This is a genomic window from Glycomyces amatae (assembly GCF_020991375.1).
Classification (GTDB): Bacteria; Actinomycetota; Actinomycetes; order Mycobacteriales; family Micromonosporaceae; genus Glycomyces; species Glycomyces amatae.
The window spans coordinates 495,877-511,329 of record NZ_JAJLQZ010000001.1 but is presented as its reverse complement, the minus strand read 5'-3'; the positions used below and the strand labels follow the sequence as shown (position 1 = coordinate 511,329).

Annotated in this window: 12 protein-coding genes and 1 pseudogene; 3 read left to right on the top strand and 10 right to left on the bottom strand. The window is 70.3% G+C overall.

Translation table 11 applies throughout. The features are described 5' to 3' along the window. Positions 1–7: 7 nt before the first annotated feature. The gene (locus LO763_RS02430) at positions 8–205 is read right to left on the bottom strand and encodes a DUF6284 family protein (protein WP_230600273.1); all 198 of its coding nucleotides are present in this window, start codon (positions 203–205) and stop codon (positions 8–10) included. Between the two features lie 110 nt (positions 206–315). Continuing rightward, positions 316–939: an NUDIX hydrolase gene (locus LO763_RS02425; protein ID WP_230600271.1), complete on the bottom strand. Its 624-nt coding sequence runs from the start codon at positions 937–939 to the stop codon at positions 316–318. Between the two features lie 232 nt (positions 940–1,171). Here LO763_RS02425 and LO763_RS02420 point away from each other — a divergent pair, with 232 nt between their 5' ends. Further along, positions 1,172–2,044, top strand: coding sequence for a GntR family transcriptional regulator (locus LO763_RS02420; RefSeq protein ID WP_230600269.1), 873 nt, complete (start codon positions 1,172–1,174; stop codon positions 2,042–2,044). An 863-nt stretch (positions 2,045–2,907) separates the two neighbouring features. Then, a complete protein-coding gene (locus LO763_RS02415; protein ID WP_230600268.1) occupies positions 2,908–3,993 on the top strand; it encodes a hypothetical protein in 1,086 nt (361 codons plus the stop codon). Between the two features lie 265 nt (positions 3,994–4,258). On the opposite strand, the gene LO763_RS02410 is transcribed toward LO763_RS02415, so the two are convergent. The 8 genes and pseudogenes from LO763_RS02410 to LO763_RS02375 form a co-directional block, all read right to left on the bottom strand. Continuing rightward, positions 4,259–5,146: an alpha/beta fold hydrolase gene (locus LO763_RS02410; protein ID WP_230600266.1), complete on the bottom strand. Its 888-nt coding sequence runs from the start codon at positions 5,144–5,146 to the stop codon at positions 4,259–4,261. A 270-nt stretch (positions 5,147–5,416) separates the two neighbouring features. Next, a pseudogene (locus tag LO763_RS02405) lies at positions 5,417–7,927 on the bottom strand (ATP-dependent Clp protease ATP-binding subunit); the annotation flags it as partial. 308 nt (positions 7,928–8,235) lie between these two features. Next, positions 8,236–8,592, bottom strand: coding sequence for a histone-like nucleoid-structuring protein Lsr2 (locus tag LO763_RS02400; RefSeq protein WP_091032362.1), 357 nt, complete (start codon positions 8,590–8,592; stop codon positions 8,236–8,238). 249 nt (positions 8,593–8,841) lie between these two features. Beyond that, entirely contained in the window at positions 8,842–10,296 is a 1,455-nt protein-coding gene (lysS, locus tag LO763_RS02395; protein ID WP_255671609.1) for a lysine--tRNA ligase, read from the bottom strand. Between the two features lie 344 nt (positions 10,297–10,640). Beyond that, positions 10,641–11,447, bottom strand: coding sequence for an AmmeMemoRadiSam system protein B (amrB, locus tag LO763_RS02390; RefSeq protein ID WP_230600262.1), 807 nt, complete (start codon positions 11,445–11,447; stop codon positions 10,641–10,643). A gap of 29 nt (positions 11,448–11,476) precedes the next feature. Next, positions 11,477–12,100: a hypothetical protein gene (locus LO763_RS02385; protein WP_230600260.1), complete on the bottom strand. Its 624-nt coding sequence runs from the start codon at positions 12,098–12,100 to the stop codon at positions 11,477–11,479. A 149-nt stretch (positions 12,101–12,249) separates the two neighbouring features. After that, a complete protein-coding gene (locus tag LO763_RS02380; RefSeq protein ID WP_230600259.1) occupies positions 12,250–13,344 on the bottom strand; it encodes an ABC transporter ATP-binding protein in 1,095 nt (364 codons plus the stop codon). Between the two features lie 238 nt (positions 13,345–13,582). Beyond that, entirely contained in the window at positions 13,583–14,326 is a 744-nt protein-coding gene (locus tag LO763_RS02375; protein WP_230600258.1) for a hypothetical protein, read from the bottom strand. A gap of 47 nt (positions 14,327–14,373) precedes the next feature. On the opposite strand from LO763_RS02375, the gene LO763_RS02370 reads away from it, so the two are divergent. Beyond that, positions 14,374–15,429: a UDP-N-acetylmuramate dehydrogenase gene (locus tag LO763_RS02370; RefSeq protein ID WP_230600256.1), complete on the top strand. Its 1,056-nt coding sequence runs from the start codon at positions 14,374–14,376 to the stop codon at positions 15,427–15,429. Positions 15,430–15,453 lie beyond the last annotated feature (24 nt).

The following is a 15,453-nucleotide window of genomic DNA, read 5'->3' as shown; positions in this document are numbered from 1 at the left end:
CGTCCCCCTAGTTCAGTGAGAAGTCGACGCCGGTCACGTCGAGGTCGGCGGCAGCGGTGAGGGCGTCGAACTGGAACAGACGCTCCAGCCGCGCGAGGTCGGCGGCGATGGCAGGCCACTCGGCCTCGATCGCGTCGAGGTCGGCAGTCGTGGGCTCTGAGTCGAACCAATCGGGCCGGTCCGGAGTCGCAAGTGCGGTCTTCATGAGGTCTCCCCTGGTGTCTTGGCGGATGGGGTTGGCTTGGCTTCGTCAGCGGGTCGGGAGCCACCCGGGCCCGGACGCGGACCCCGCGAGGCGGGGCCGCGTTTCGCCGGTCAGACCGCGGCCGGTTCCAACAGGTCGTGGAGCATGGCCTGGTGGGCGGCGAACACCTTCCCGCCGCGGGCCCGCACCGCGGCCTCCAGCTCGGCGTAGCTGCCCGCGGGGAGCCAGAGAGCGCGGCGGGCGTCGTCGGTGCCGACGACGGCGGGCGGGGTGGCCATGTGGAGGGCGGCGACGCCGGGGACGGTGACCATCCAGGCATGGCGCCCGGCCCGCGGGTCGGGGACGTAGCGGGCCCGGTCCATGCGGAACGCCGTGGGCGAGAGCGCGAGGCCGGTCTCTTCGGCCAGCTCGCGGACGACGGCGGCGAGTGGGGTCTCGTCCTCGTCCAGGCCGCCGCCGGGGAGGGCGTAGCCGTGGTCGTCGTCGCGTTCGATCATCAGCAGCTCGCGGAACCCGTCCGCGTCGGTGTTGCGCACGATCGCGTCGGCGGCGACCGCTTCGCCCCAGTGCCACAGCTCGCCGCGCCCGGCCGGGAGGTAGGGCTCCATCGGGTTGAGCGGGAGCCCGGACGCGTCGAGGTCGAAACCGATCACGGCCCGGCCCATGCGGGTCGGCCAGTCGATTTCGCGGGGGTCGGCGGCGTCGGGGCCGCCGGTGACGGTGGTGTTGAACATGTGGTCTCCCTTGATGCGTTGGCGGATGGGGTGGACCGCCGGTTGACGATCCATGTCGCTCATCACCTCAGGTGACGTGCAGTACAAGGAAGTTATCAGTTGATAAGTCAGAGAGTCAACTGATAGCCCATAACTTCCCAAACTATGGGAACCTCGGATTATCAACGCAGGTAGACGCAGTTTGATTACTAGACGCAACTGATAAGCTGGCTGTCAACTGAGAGGACGACCGATGGACGACGCAAACAAGCTGGTGGTCGGGGTTGCGAAGCACGAGCAGATCGCTCGGATCATCAGGAACGACATCACGGCGGGCAAGCTGCGGCATGGGCAGAAGTTGCCGTCGGACCGTGAGCAGGCCGAGCGCTTCGACGTCAGCTCTCCCGTCGTCGCCAAGGCGATGACCATCTTGACCGATGAGGGCGTCGTCACCTCGAAGCCGCGAGCGGGTCGAGTCGTCAACGCGCCGGATCAGTTGGAGTCCCGGGAAGTGGAGACCTCAATGCCGCATCTCGTCATCATCGGCGGCTACGCGGGCAGCGGGAAGTCCGAGCTTGGGCGCACCCTTGCGCGACTGACGAGCTGGGCGATGGTCGATAAGGACACGACCACCCGCCCGGTCGTAGAGAAGGCCCTTGAGGTCATGGGCACCTCGCCGAACGATCGCGAGTCGGACATCTACCTGAACGAGGTCCGCCCTCGCGAGTACGAAGCGATGATGGCGACCATCACGGAGAACCTCACATCAGGCAGCAACGTCATCGCAACGGCTCCCTTCATTCGCGAGCTGAGGGACGAAGCCTGGCTTCAGCGACTCCGATCGCTCTGCGACAGCACCGGCACCCGCCTTGTCGTGGTCTGGGTCAAGTGCGACGCGGAATCCATGCACACCTATCTGCGAGGCAGGGGGGCAGCTCGCGACACTGCCAAGCTTGAGGGTTGGCAGACCTATCTTGACAAGATTGATCTTGACTACCGCCCTGCTGTCGAGCATTTCGTCATCGACAACTCACTGGGCGGCGCACCGCTGGTCGACCAAGCGAAGGACCTCGTTGCGAAGATCCAAAGCAGATCAGAAACCTCGGGACACAACGCACAGAAGTGACAGAACTCGGTAAATACCGTCCTGAACTCGGATAACATCCACCGCTTGCCTGGTGACAGAACGGGGACGGTACCCCGGTCAGCGGTGACAGAACCCGCCTGGCAGGAACGCCAGGCGGGTTCTGTCACCGGGTTCCCAAGTTCTGCCCCCGTTCTGTCACCACTACTCAGACAGGCATTCGAGCAGTTCAGCACCACAGCTTCGGAGTTCTGTCACTTCTGTGCGTTGTGTCCCGGGCCAGAATCCCGCAGGGCGCCAAGGGGCGGCTTTCGTATCGCTATCGAGCGAACCTGGCTCCCGATAGGCCGAAAATCGGCCCTCTGATTGCCTCCCAGGCGAAACGGGCCTATACCGAGGTAGGGGCAAGCACTGAAAGGCCCGCAGAAGGCCTCTGAGAGGGTGATGTTTTTGCAGGTCAGGGGCTATTTCCGGGGCATGGTACAGAGGCGCCACCATCGCACGCTGCGCCGATCGCGGCTGTTGTCGAGAGGGCCGCGAAGGTCTCAATAAGGGTCTCAACCGTGCCCGTTCAGGGCCGTTCAACGAGCGTCAGAGCGGTCTCACAGCCCCAGGTCAGAACCCGCGCGGATCGGCCTGAACTGGACCCCAGCCGACTTGGAAAGCGTGTTGGGTTAACGCCCTCAGGGGTTCGAATCCCCTATCCTCCGCCATGAAGGCCGGGTTTCCGAACCCGGCCTTTTTCATGCCCGCGTGGTTCGAGGGACGGACCACACGAGCCGGTCCTGCCGCAACCCTGCCGGTCGACCGCCTTGTGAAACGCTCGTGCCCGAAGCAGATTGTTCGGAGTACCGGCCGCCGAGCGATCCGATGCCCGGCGCCCCTTCGAGGAGACGGGAACCCACATGATGCAGACCAAGCGCATAACGCGCAGACTGATCGCCGCGGGAATCGCCGGCGCGGCCGCCGCGGGGGCGACCACGTTCGCCGTCCAGTCCGCGTCGGCCGAGGAGGCCCTGCAGGCTGCGCAGTCGTGCGTCCGGACGGCGCTGCCGATCCCGGAGGGGCTCGTGTCCACGGGCGTCTCCGGCATGAGCGACGACGGCTCCGTGATCGCCTACTACGCGCTCCCACTCGATCAGAGCTGGCCCGACGGGCTCGGCGCGTTCCCGCGCCTGTACAGCGACGGCGAGGTCACCGACGTGCCCATGCCCGGGGACCACCCGCGCCTGCACGACGTGAACGCCGCCGCCGAGGCCGCCGGGTACGCGACCGGCTCGAACGGCCACGACGTGCCCTACCTGTGGAGCAGCGGCGAGCTCACCGAGCTGCCGGTCGGCGAGGACGGCGGCCGCGCGCTCGGCATCAACGAGGGCGGCGACGTCGTCGGCATGAGCCAGACCTTCGACGGCGGCGTCCCGGTCCTGTGGCCCGCCGACGGGACCGGCCCGGTCGAACTGCCGCTGCCCGAGGGCGCGACGAGCGGCGTCGCCCACGACATCGGCACCGACGGCCTCGTCCTCGGGGCCGTCTCCGACCAGGACGGGACGACCTCGGCCTATTCGTGGACCGCCGACGGCGAGGGCGCGGCGCTGCCGGTGCCCGAGGACGCCGACGTGTTCGCGGTCGCCACGGACCTGAACGGCGACTGGGCCTCGGGGCAGCTGTTCGTCCCCGGCGCCGGCACGCAGCCGATGGGCGCCCGCTGGAACCTCGCCGAGGGCACGGTCGAGCGGACCGCGGTGGACCTCGAGGTGTCGGTCAGCGCCGACGGCACCGTCGCCGGGTACGTGCCGGGCACCGTCACGAAGGTCGCGTACCAGGAGGGCGACACGGTCGTGGAGCTGCCGGGCGTGGCCGTGCCGGAGTTCGGCGGCGACACCGCCGAGGAGATCAGCGCCGACGGGACGCTCATCACCGGGAACGTCTACATCGAGACCGACGACGCGGGCCTGCCGGTCACGAACGCGGTCGTCTGGGACTGCGCGTAGCGCAGGCACGCGAAGCGGGGCGGGACCGGACCCCGCCCCCGCTCTTCCGCCCCGACCCGTCCGGCCGCCCCTCGGGCCCGCTCCCGGGCCCTCGGGCACCCGCGCGTACCCCTTTGCCGGCCGGCACGGCGCCGCGAAACCGACGACCGCGCCCGGCCTGGAGTCCTCGGCGGCCTCTTGCCGGCGCCGATCCTTACGGGCACCGGACCCGCCACTGAGCAGGAGAACGCCGGGGCGTCATGGACGCCCCGGCGTTCTCGCGTTCTCAGGCCCGCGAGGCGACGTCCGCGACGGCCTCCAGGGCGAGGTCGGGCGCGTCCACGTAGATGTAGTGCCCGCTGTCCTCGGCGGTGTCCAGCCGGCTGTCGGTCGAGACGTTCAGCCAGTCGTTCTGGCCCTTGGTCCAGTCCTCCTCCAGGCCCTGCCCGTACTCGGGCTCGGCCGCCGCGAGGTACTGCTGCCCGTGCTGGATCACCCGCACCGGGATGTCCCCCGCCGACTGCACCTCCCCGTCGGTGAAGACCAGCTGCTCGGGGTTCTCGCCCGCGAAGACCGCCAGCGTCTGGTCCCGCAGCATGGCCGGGGCCTCGGCCGCGTCCTCGGGGATGCGCGCCTGGATGTCGGCCACCGCGGTCGGCGAGGTCGCGTCCAGCAGGACCAGGCCGGCGACCTCGTCCTGGTGGTCGGGGGCGTACCTGGCGGCGATGAGCCCGCCCATGGAGTGGCCGACGAGGACGACCGGTTCGCCGTCGGCGACCGCGTCGATGACGCCGGTCAGGGTCTCCCCGACGGCCGCGTAGTCCTGCGGGCCGTCGGGCTGGTCGCTCGCGCCCGCGCCGAGCCGGTCGTAGGAGCAGACCCGGCGGTCGGCGCTGATCGCCTCCTGGAAGTCGGTCATCGCGGTCAGGTCGTCGCCGCCGCCGTGCAGGAGGAGGACCGTCGGCCCGTCGGCGGTGAGGCTGCCCGAGCACGAGACGTTGACCGTGTGGCCGGCGATGGTGAACGTGTCGGTGCCGTCCAGCAGCGCCGCCTCGACGTCCTCGACCGCTTCGCCGAGGTCCTCCGAGACTTCGCCGCAGCCGGTGAGCGCCGCCCCGGCCAGCATGCAGCCCAGCACGGCGGTCGCGGACGTCCCGATCCTCTTGCGGTTCACATTTTCCTCCAACATGCAGCTTGTCCGTCGTAACTGCATTCGAGGCTATGGAACCGGGACGCCGGATTCATCCCCGTTCGGTGGACACTTGGGCGTAGCTCGCGCGGGGGACGGAAAAGGCGGGGCGGGACCGTCCGGTCCCGCCCCGCCTCGCGTCTCAGGCGGTGCCTACGCGCCGCCCTGGCCCATCTGGCCGCCCCTCGGGCCCGCTCCCGGGCTCTTCGGCGGCATGGTGCCCGTGCCGGCGCCCGGGCTCTTGGGGGCCCGCTCGCCGGCCAGCTCGGCCGGGGGCGTGTCGGGCACCCCGGCGGGCTTGTCGGCGCCGCGGAACGTCAGGTTCGTCTTCTCGACGTCCGTGGGGTCCCCGTCGACGTCGACGATGACGATCTGGCCGGCCGTGAACTCGTTGAAGAGGATCTTCTCCGAGAGCGTGTCCTCGATCTCGCGCTGGATCGTGCGGCGCAGCGGCCGCGCGCCGAGCACCGGGTCGTAGCCCTTGTGCCCGAGGTACAGCTTCGCGTTGTCCGTCAGCTCCAGGGCCATGTCGCGGTTGGCGAGCTGGTCCTCGATGCGCTTGACCATGAGGTCGACGATCGAGACGATCGCCTCCTGGGTGTGCTTCGGGAACACGATCGTGTCGTCGATGCGGTTGAGGAACTCGGGGCGGAAGTGGTTCTTCAGCTCCTCGTTGACCTTCTCCTTCATCCGCTCGTAGTCGCCGCCCTCGGAGGCGTCGGCCTGGAAGCCCAGCGACACGGCCTTGCCGACGTCCCTCGTGCCGAGGTTCGTGGTCAGGATCAGCACCGTGTTCTTGAAGTCGACGATGCGGCCCTGGCCGTCGGTGAGGCGGCCGTCCTCCAGGATCTGGAGGAGGGTGTTGAACACGTCCGGGTGGGCCTTCTCGATCTCGTCGAACAGGACCACGCTGAACGGCTTGCGGCGGACCTTCTCGGTGAGCTGCCCGCCCTCGTCGTAGCCGACGTAGCCGGGAGGCGCGCCGACCAGGCGCGACACCGTGTACCGGTCGTGGAACTCGGACATGTCCAGCTGGATCAGCGAGTCCTCGGAGCCGAACAGGAACTCCGCGAGCGCCTTGGCCAGCTCGGTCTTGCCGACGCCCGAGGGGCCGGCGAAGATGAACGAGCCGGAGGGGCGCTTGGGGTCCTTGAGGCCCGCGCGGGTGCGCCGGATGGCCTTGGAGACGGCCTTGACGGCGTCCTCCTGCCCGATGATGCGCTTGTGGAGCTCCTCCTCCATCTTGAGCAGGCGGGTGGTCTCCTCCTCGGTGAGCTTGTAGACCGGGATGCCGGTCCAGTTCGCGAGGACCTCGGAGATCATCTCCTCGTCGACCTCGGTGACCTGGTCGAGGTCGCCGGCCTTCCACTCCTGCTCGCGCTTGGCGCGCTTCTCGTGGAGGCGCTTCTCGGTGTCGCGCAGGCGCGCGGCGGCCTCGAAGTCCTGGGCGTCGATCGCCGACTCCTTCTGGCGGCGCGTCTCGGCGATCTCCTCGTCGATCTCGCGCAGGTCCGGCGGAGCGGTCATGCGGCGGATGCGCATCCTCGCGCCGGCCTCGTCGATGAGGTCGATGGCCTTGTCCGGCAGGAACCGGTCCGAGATGTAGCGGTCGGCGAGCGTCGCGGCCTGCACCAGGGCGCCGTCGGTGATGGAGACGCGGTGGTGGGCCTCGTAGCGGTCGCGCAGGCCCTTGAGGATCTCGATGGTGTGCGCCAGCGACGGCTCGGCCACCTGGATCGGCTGGAAGCGGCGCTCCAGGGCGGCGTCCTTCTCGAGGTACTTGCGGTACTCGTCGAGGGTGGTCGCGCCGATGGTCTGGAGCTCGCCGCGGGCGAGCATGGGCTTGAGGATCGAGGCGGCGTCGATCGCGCCCTCGGCGGCCCCCGCGCCGACGAGCGTGTGGATCTCGTCGATGAACAGGATGATGTCGCCGCGGGTCTTGATCTCCTTGAGGACCTTCTTCAGGCGCTCCTCGAAGTCGCCGCGGTAGCGCGACCCGGCGACGAGCGCGCCGAGGTCGAGCGTGTACAGCTGCTTGTCCTTGAGGGTCTCGGGGACCTCGCCCTTGGTGATCGCCTGCGCGAGGCCCTCGACGGCGGCGGTCTTGCCGACGCCGGGCTCGCCGATGAGCACCGGGTTGTTCTTGGTGCGGCGGGACAGGACCTGCATGACGCGCTCGATCTCGCGCTGGCGCCCGATCACGGGGTCGAGCTTGCCGTCGCGGGCGGCCTGCGTGAGGTTGCGGCCGAACTGGTCGAGCACGAGCGAGCCGGACTGCTGCGCCTCGGTGGAGGTGCCGCCGGAGGTGGCGCCCGCGGGCTCCTTGCCCTGGTAGCCGGACAGGAGCTGGAGCACCTGCTGGCGGACGCGGTTGAGGTCGGCGCCGAGCTTGATGAGGACCTGGGCGGCGACGCCCTCGCCCTCGCGGATGAGGCCGAGCAGGATGTGCTCGGTGCCGATGTAGTTGTGCCCCAGCTGGAGGGCCTCGCGGAGGCTCAGCTCCAGGACCTTCTTCGCCCGGGGGGTGAAGGGGATGTGGCCGGAGGGGGCCTGCTGGCCCTGGCCGATGATCTCCTCGACCTGCTGACGGACGCCTTCGAGCGAGATGCCCAGGCTCTCCAGGGCTTTCGCCGCCACGCCCTCGCCCTCGTGGATGAGGCCGAGCAGGATGTGTTCCGTGCCGATGTAGTTGTGGTTGAGCATCCTGGCTTCTTCTTGGGCCAGGACGACCACGCGTCGGGCACGGTCCGTAAACCGTTCAAACATGCGCTTCTGCTCCTCGCGTCCGCCGCTACTTGTCGTCGATACTGGTCGTGGCTTGCAAAACCCTGTGGGTACACCTTATCTCCCGGGTCCGCGGACGACGGGTGCCACGTGGGTGACAACAAGCGTGCCCCGGGGACCATTCCCGTTGATAAAACGTTCGCTGTGAGCGCAATACCCGCCGGTGGGCTCCCCAATCCAATGGTGCCCGCCGGGTGCGACAGTTCCGGCATGCGTTCACTCAGGGCGGAAGTCGCGCGAAAGCGCCCGCTCCCCGGGCAGGGGGGCGGGCGCCGAGTCGGTTCGCCGGTCTAGTTGTGGGCGGCGTTGTATTCCTCGACGATGGCCTGCGGGATGCGGCCGCGGGGCGAGACGCGCTTGCCGTTGCGCTCGGCCCACTCGCGGATGGCCTTGTTCTGCTCACGGTCCACGGTCTGGCGGCGGGGGGCCGCGGCGCCGCGGACCGGGCCGCGGGGCGCGCCGAGGCTGTAGCGGCCCAGACGGGTGCCGGCCTCCTGGAACTTCTCCAGTGCGTCGCGCAGTTCCTTGGCGTGCGAGGCGGACAGGTCGATCTCGTAGGCCTGGCCGTCGATGGCGAATTTGACGGTCTCCTCAGCCTTGCTGCCGTCGATATCGTCGATCAGGATGACCTGTGTCTTCTTCGCCATGGCAAATTCCTCTCGAACTGTATTGACTGCAACTTCCCGGACAGCCGTCCTGTTAGTGCCAGAGCATATACGAGTCCCTTAGAGAAACGTAAGAGGGTTCGCCGATCTAATTGTGAATACGCGGCTACACGGCAGCTCACCACCGACTCGAATACGACGGCGACTGGGCGCCGCGGGCAAAAGGGGACCGCGCCGGACGCGAGAGCGGCGAATAGGCTCGGCCGGTCCGGCGCGGTCGTATTGCTTTCCCTATTCGGGTTTCACCAGCGGGAAGAGGATCGTCTCTCGGATGCCGAGTCCGGTGAGCGCCATAAGGAGGCGGTCGATGCCCATGCCCATGCCGCACAGGGGAGGCATGCCGTACTCCATCGCGCGCAGGAAGTCCTCGTCGACGCCCATGGCCTCGTCGTCGCCCTTGGCGGCCTGCCTGGCCTGGGCCTCCATGCGCTCGCGCTGGATCACGGGGTCGATGAGCTCGGAATAGCCCGTGGCCAGTTCGAAGCCGCGCACGTACAGGTCCCATTTCTCGGTGAGCCCGGGCGTGTCGCGGTGGCCGCGCACGAGCGGCGAGGTCTCCTCCGGGTAGTCGTACACGAACGTGGGCGCGTGGAGGTGGTCCGCGACCAGGTGCTCGAACAATTCCTCGGCGAGTTTCCCGGGACCCCACTTGGGGTCGACGCCCAGTTCGACTTTGTCCGCGTAGGCGCGGAGCGTCTCGAGCGGAGTGTCGACGGTCACTGTTTCTCCGAGCGCTTCGGAAAGGGAGCCGAAGACGGTGATCTCGTCCCAGTCGCCGCCGAGATCGTAGTGGGCGCCGTCGGCGAGCGCGACCGTCTCGGATCCGAACACGGAGCGCGCGGCGCCTTGAATGAGCGACTTGGTGAGCGCCCCGATGGTGCGGTAGTCGCCGTAGGTGCGATAGGCCTCGAGCATCGCGAACTCCGGCGAATGCGTCGAGTCGGCGCCCTCGTTGCGGAAGTTCCTGTTGATCTCGAATACGCGCTCGATCCCGCCGACCACGCACCGCTTCAGATAGAGCTCGGGGGCGATGCGCAGGTACAGGTCGATGTCGTAGGCGTTCATGTGGGTGACGAAGGGCCGCGCGGTGGCCCCGCCCGGCTGGACCTGCATCATCGGGGTCTCGACCTCGATGAAGTCCTGGGCGTCGAGCTGGTCGCGCAGGGAGCGGACGACCTTCGCGCGGTTGCGGGCGGTGTCGCGGGCCTCGGGGCGCACGATGAGGTCGACGTAGCGCTGGCGGACGCGGGTCTCCTCGGCGAGCGCCTTGTGGGCGACCGGCAGGGGGCGCAGGGCCTTGCCGGTGATCTGGAAGGAGTCGGCCATGACCGACAGCTCGCCGCGCTTGGAGGTGACGACCTCGCCGGTGACGCCGATGTGGTCGCCGATGTCGGCCAGGCGCTTCCACTCGGCGAGGGCCTCCTCGCCGACCTTGGCCTGGGAGAGCATCACCTGGAACTCGGTGCCGTCGCCGTCGCGCAGGCGGGCGAAGCAGAGCTTGCCGGCGGTGCGCACGAAGATCACCCGTCCGGTGGTGGATACGGTGGTGCCGGAGGACTCGCCGTCGGCGAGTTCGGTGAACTGCTCGCGCAGCTGGGCGAGCGTGTGGGTACGCGGATAGCCGAGCGCGTACGGCTCCTTGCCTTCCGCGAGGAGGGCGGCGCGCTTCTCGCGGCGGATCTGCATCTGCTCGGGAAGGTCGTCGCCGGTCTCGGTGTCTTGCTCGTGCTCGGTCACGTCTTACAGGGTAAATGCCGCCGCGGGCGGGCGGCATGCGAGTTTCGCCGCACCGAGCCCGGGTCACATGCGCCCGGCGGCCGCCCCCGCGGCCGGGTGTGTCGGTCCCGGGCGCCCCCGATCACCCGGAGTGCCCTCGGGGTCCGACGTTCCGAGGCGGTGCGGCGCCCCCGGGGCCGGGTGTGCCGGGCGCCGGCGCCCTGATGCGCCAGGGTGCCCCCGGGTGCGACAGCGGGGCGCTGGCGTCGGGGAGCCGTTCCGGGGGCTCGTGCCCTCGGGTGCGGCGGTCGCGGCTACTCGGCGACGGCCGGGAAGTCGATGGCGAAGGCCGGGTAGCCGACCACGCGTTCGGGGTCGCCGACCGTGTCGGCCGAGGTGCCCAGGGCGAGCTGGCGGGGCCGGCGGCCCGTGGCGTCGGCCCAGGCCACCGTGCCGCGCAGCGCGAACACGCCGCAGGCGTGCTGCGCGGCGATCTCGCGCGGGCGCAGGCTCCGGATCGCCTGCGCGGTCGCGGCGTCGACCCGTTCGGCGGTCGCCCGGTCGTGGTAGTGCGACAGGTCCGTCGAGCACACCAGGACCGTGCCCTCGCCGGCCTCCTCCAGGAGGGCGCCGATGACGCGGGCGGTGTCGGGCGTGCGGCTCATGCCGCACGCCACGGGCATCACCTCGATGTCGTCGCCGAGGGCGACCTGGAGGAACGGCAGCTGCACTTCGAGGGCGTGCTCGGCCTCGTGCGGCAGCCTCGAGGAGCCGACGACGTTGGTCGGCGCGGCCCGCACCTGCCCGAGCGGGGTCTGCCAGGCCGCGTACGGCGCGGCGGCGTGCCCGCGCAGCGGGTAGTGGTGCGAGGGGCCGACGAGGATGACGCGCTTGACCTCGCCCCGGTGCGCGGCGAGGCGGGCGTAGACCTCGGCGGCGACGGGGCCGGAGTGGCGGTATCCGGCGTGGGGCGCGATGTAGGCCGCCGCGAGCGGATCGCGCACGGGCCCCACCGCCTCGATGAGCCGCGCGATGTCGTCGCGCAGCCGGTCCGGGTCGGCCGGGTAGAACCGGCCGGCGACCGCTGGGGGCCGCACTGTGTCTGAAGTGATCGAAGGCATCGCAGGTCTTCCGGTGGTGGTTCCTATTATTAGAGTGACGGCGCGGGTATGCGGATCGGTTGCCGCTTGGGACCCCAGTCTCCCGCCGGGTCCTCGAAAACGCCGGGGACGCGCGCACCGCGACTCCCGCAGTGTCCGCTATCCGACACCGCATAACGGTCAATGCGGTGACAATCGTGCACTATGAGGGCTTCCCCACAGGAGCGGGTGGTCGTCCGCCCCTCCCGGTCGCGGACGCTCCCGGTGCGCGCGTGCTCGAACCCGGCCTCCGGCGCGATCCGCCGCGCACGGCGCGGCGCCGGTGGCACGTCCTGCATCGCGGAGTCCGGGTGGAACGCGTTGGGGCGCAGCGGCACCCTGTTCCCCGGGTGCTCGGCGACCCGGGCGCGCTCGGCCGCGGTCGCCGCGTCGGAGTCGTTGCGCCCCAGGATCAGGAGCGTCGCGGTCTCGGTCCGGACACCAGTGTCGTGCACGAGGTGCCCGAGGGCGCCGGGAACGGTCCTCAATGAAGCGGAGGCCACCTTCTCGTGGCGCTCCTCGGCGATCCCCTCGCGGTCGGTGCCCGCGGCGCCCATGTGCGCGTAGCGCTCTCGGCGCGTCCGGTCATCGCCGGCGCCTTCGGCGCGAGGCCTACTGGGTGTGAGGGTGGCCATACGACAACCGTAGCGCTCCTGCGATTGCCGCCGCGTTTCGGCGAGCGCCCCGGTACGGAAAAGAAGCGGAAAACGACGAGGGCCGCGCCGAAGCGCGGCCCTCCAGGGTGGGGTCGGGGCTGCCGGGCCGAGCGGGCCCGGTCGCCCGGTCAGTTCAGGCGCTCGCCGGTGGCGGCGTGGAACACGTGCTCGTGGCCCGGCTCCGGCACCACGTAGACGGTCTCGGCCAGGCGCGGCACGTTGGCCGACTCGGTGCGCACGACGAACCGCTCCGAGGAGCCGTTGTAGGCGGCGTGGCCGTACACGTAGGCCTCCGAGCCGAGCTCCTCGACGAGGTCGACCTCGATCGGGATGCCGCCGGAGTTCTCCGAGCCGATCTTGCAGTGCTCGGGGCGGATGCCGATGGTGACCTGCTGGTCGCCGCCCTGCTGGCCGGCGGCGTCGCGGACCTCGCGCGAGAGCGGGAGGGTCACGTCGCCGAACAGGCCGCCGGACTCGGTGAGGCTCACGGTCTTGAGGTTCATCGACGGGGAGCCGATGAAGCCCGCGACGAAGGTGTTCTGCGGCTTGTCGTACAGGGTGCGGGGGGTGTCGCACTGCTGGAGCAGGCCGTCCTTCATGACCGCGATGCGGTGGCCCATCGTCAGCGCCTCGACCTGGTCGTGGGTGACGTAGACGGTGGTGATGCCCAGTCGCTTCTGGAGCGAGGCGATCTGCGAGCGGGTCTGGACGCGGAGCTTGGCGTCGAGGTTCGACAGCGGCTCGTCCATGAGGAACACCTGCGGCTCGCGCACGATCGCGCGGCCCATGGCGACGCGCTGGCGCTGACCGCCGGAGAGGGCCTTGGGCTTGCGGCCCAGGTACTCCGAGAGGTCGAGGAGCTTCGCGGCGTCCTCCACGCGCTGCTTGATCTCGGCCTTCGGCATGCGGCGCAGCTTGAGGGCGAACGCCATGTTGTCGAAGACGGACATGTGCGGGTAGAGCGCGTAGTTCTGGAAGACCATCGCGATGTCGCGGGACTTCGGGGGGAGGTTCGACACGTCGGTGTCGTTGATGTAGATCGAGCCTTCGTCGACCTCTTCGAGGCCCGCGAGCATGCGCAGGGAGGTCGACTTGCCGCAGCCCGAGGGGCCGACGAGGACGAGGAATTCGCCGTCCTGGATCTCGATGTCGAGCTTGTCGACGGCCGGCTTCTCGGTGCCGGGGTAGATGCGGGTGGCACCCGCGTAGGTCACTGTCGCCATGATGTTGTGGTCCCTTTCACTGGCAGGCACGTGCCAGACGATCCGTGGTAAAAGGCGGTTGTCACCGCAGGTCGGGACCGGAACCGGAGGTGCGCGGCCCTGCGCTGCGATGCGAGCCGCAGTGTGAACCGCGACTCGTGAGGCGAGCCTAGCGCCGTAGGAATACCTTTGCCAAGCGGGGGCCGAACGTTTGTCCGGTTTCCGCGCGCCGTTTACCGAAACGTTATCCCGTTCGCGCCTACACCACGCGCAGCGCCTGGAGGAGCGACTCGTCGCCGACGACGTCGCAGATCCCGAACGGCAGCCGCCCCCACAGGGCCAGCGCGATGTCGGAGGCCGAGCCCGCGGCGCGGGCCTGGAGTTCGGTGCGCGCGTCGGGCTGGTCGAGCAGGGCGACGCGGCCCTCGCGCAGCCGCACGAACCAGGTCGCGTCGGCGTCCTGGGCGAACAGCTGCACGAGCCCGGTCGCCTCGGGGTGGGCGCCGCGGCGGGCGCCGGCGGGGATGAACGCCTCGAAGACCTCGGCGATGGCCTCGGCGGCCAGGGCGGCGGGGACGGGCGCGGTCGCGCCGACGGCCATCTGGGCGTCCCAGCGGGCCAGTCCCGTGGCGACCGCGACGCGGCGGTGCCAGAACTCGGCGCGCCACTCCACGGGCGCCCAGGTCCAGGCGGGGGCCTCGGGGCCGCGGGCCTCGACGGCGTCGAGCACGGCGGCGAGGGCCTGGTCGTAGGCGTCGAGCACGGCCGGGCCGCGGGCGTCGAGGGGGGCGGGTTCGGGCAGGTCGTCCTCGGTGGGCGGGGTGGAGAGGGCGTCGACCGACCAGCGGTAGAGGCGGGCGAGTTCGAGGAGGAGGCCGGCCACGGTGGTGTCCGGCCGGGAGGGGGCGACGCGGTCGAGCACGTCGGGCCCGCAGACGGAGCGCAGCCCGGCGGCCTCGGTCTTCAGTTCCGTGAGGTAGTCGGTGATGCGCAGCTTAGCCATGGTGACCGCCGTTCCTCGTAGCCTGCGTAAAGCTTAGGCTTTTCGGTGTGACACACGCCAGCCCACGCCCGAGCGAGAACGGCGACAACGGTCGGAATCCCGGCAAACCGCTCAGCGAGCACACGACGCTGCGCCTGGGGGGCCCGGCCCGGGAGCTGGTCGAGGCGCGCGACTGGTCCGAGGCCGTGGCGGCGCTGCGGGAGGCCGAGGGGCCGACGCTGGTACTGGCCGGGGGCAGCAACGTGGTCGTCGGCGACGCGGGCTTCGACGGGACCGTGGTGCTCCTGCGCGGCGGCGGCGTCGAGCGGATCGGCGAGGGCCTCGTCCGGGTGCAGGCCGGGCAGGTGTGGGACGAGTTCGTGGCGTGGACCGTGGCCGAGGGCCTCTCGGGCGTCGAGTGCCTCAGCGGCATCCCCGGTTCGGCCGGGGCGACGCCGATCCAGAACGTCGGCGCCTACGGGCAGGAGGTCGCCCAGACCATCGCGTCGGTGAAGGTCTTCGACCGCGAGACCGGCGAGATCCGCGACCGGAGCCCCCAGGAGTGCGGGTTCGCCTACCGGCACAGCGTCTTCAAGCACTCGAGCCGGTATCTGGTGCTGAGTGTGGACTTCCGGCTCGAAGCGGGGCCGCTGTCGCGGCCGGTGGCCTACGCGGAGCTGGCGAAGCGGCTCGGCGCGGACGTCGGCGACCGGGTGCCGCTGGCGGCGGCCCGCGAGGCGGTCGTGGAGCTGCGGCGCGGCAAGGGCATGGTCCTCGACCCGGCCGACCACGACACGTGGAGCGCGGGCTCGTTCTTCACCAACCCGGTCGTGGGGGCGGCGGCCCTGCACGGCGTCGCCGACCGGGCCGGCGGCGAGCCGCCGCACTGGCCCGCGGGCGAAGGGCGCGTGAAGATCTCGGCGGCCTGGCTCATCGGCGCGGCCGGGTTCGCCAAGGGCTACCGGCGCGGCAACGTGGGGCTGTCCACGAAGCACACGCTGGCGCTGACGAACCGGGGCGGCGCGACGACCGCCGAACTGCTCGACCTCGCCGGCGAGGTGGCCGGCAAGGTCGAGCGGGAGTTCGGCGTCCGGCTCCGGCCCGAACCGGTGATGGTCCTCTAGGGACTCTCCTGCGGCGCCGGGCGG

Coding starts and splice junctions, on each gene's coding strand:
- LO763_RS02375 (WP_230600258.1), bottom strand. CDS start 14,326: ATGGCTAAGCTGCGCATCACCGACTACCTCACGGAACTGAAGACCGAG.
- LO763_RS02385 (WP_230600260.1), bottom strand. CDS start 12,100: ATGGCCACCCTCACACCCAGTAGGCCTCGCGCCGAAGGCGCCGGCGAT.
- LO763_RS02420 (WP_230600269.1), top strand. CDS start 1,172: ATGGACGACGCAAACAAGCTGGTGGTCGGGGTTGCGAAGCACGAGCAG.
- LO763_RS02425 (WP_230600271.1), bottom strand. CDS start 939: ATGTTCAACACCACCGTCACCGGCGGCCCCGACGCCGCCGACCCCCGC.
- lysS (WP_255671609.1), bottom strand. CDS start 10,296: ATGCAGATCCGCCGCGAGAAGCGCGCCGCCCTCCTCGCGGAAGGCAAG.
- amrB (WP_230600262.1), bottom strand. CDS start 11,447: ATGCCTTCGATCACTTCAGACACAGTGCGGCCCCCAGCGGTCGCCGGC.
- LO763_RS02415 (WP_230600268.1), top strand. CDS start 2,908: ATGATGCAGACCAAGCGCATAACGCGCAGACTGATCGCCGCGGGAATC.
- LO763_RS02380 (WP_230600259.1), bottom strand. CDS start 13,344: ATGGCGACAGTGACCTACGCGGGTGCCACCCGCATCTACCCCGGCACC.
- LO763_RS02400 (WP_091032362.1), bottom strand. CDS start 8,592: ATGGCGAAGAAGACACAGGTCATCCTGATCGACGATATCGACGGCAGC.
- LO763_RS02430 (WP_230600273.1), bottom strand. CDS start 205: ATGAAGACCGCACTTGCGACTCCGGACCGGCCCGATTGGTTCGACTCA.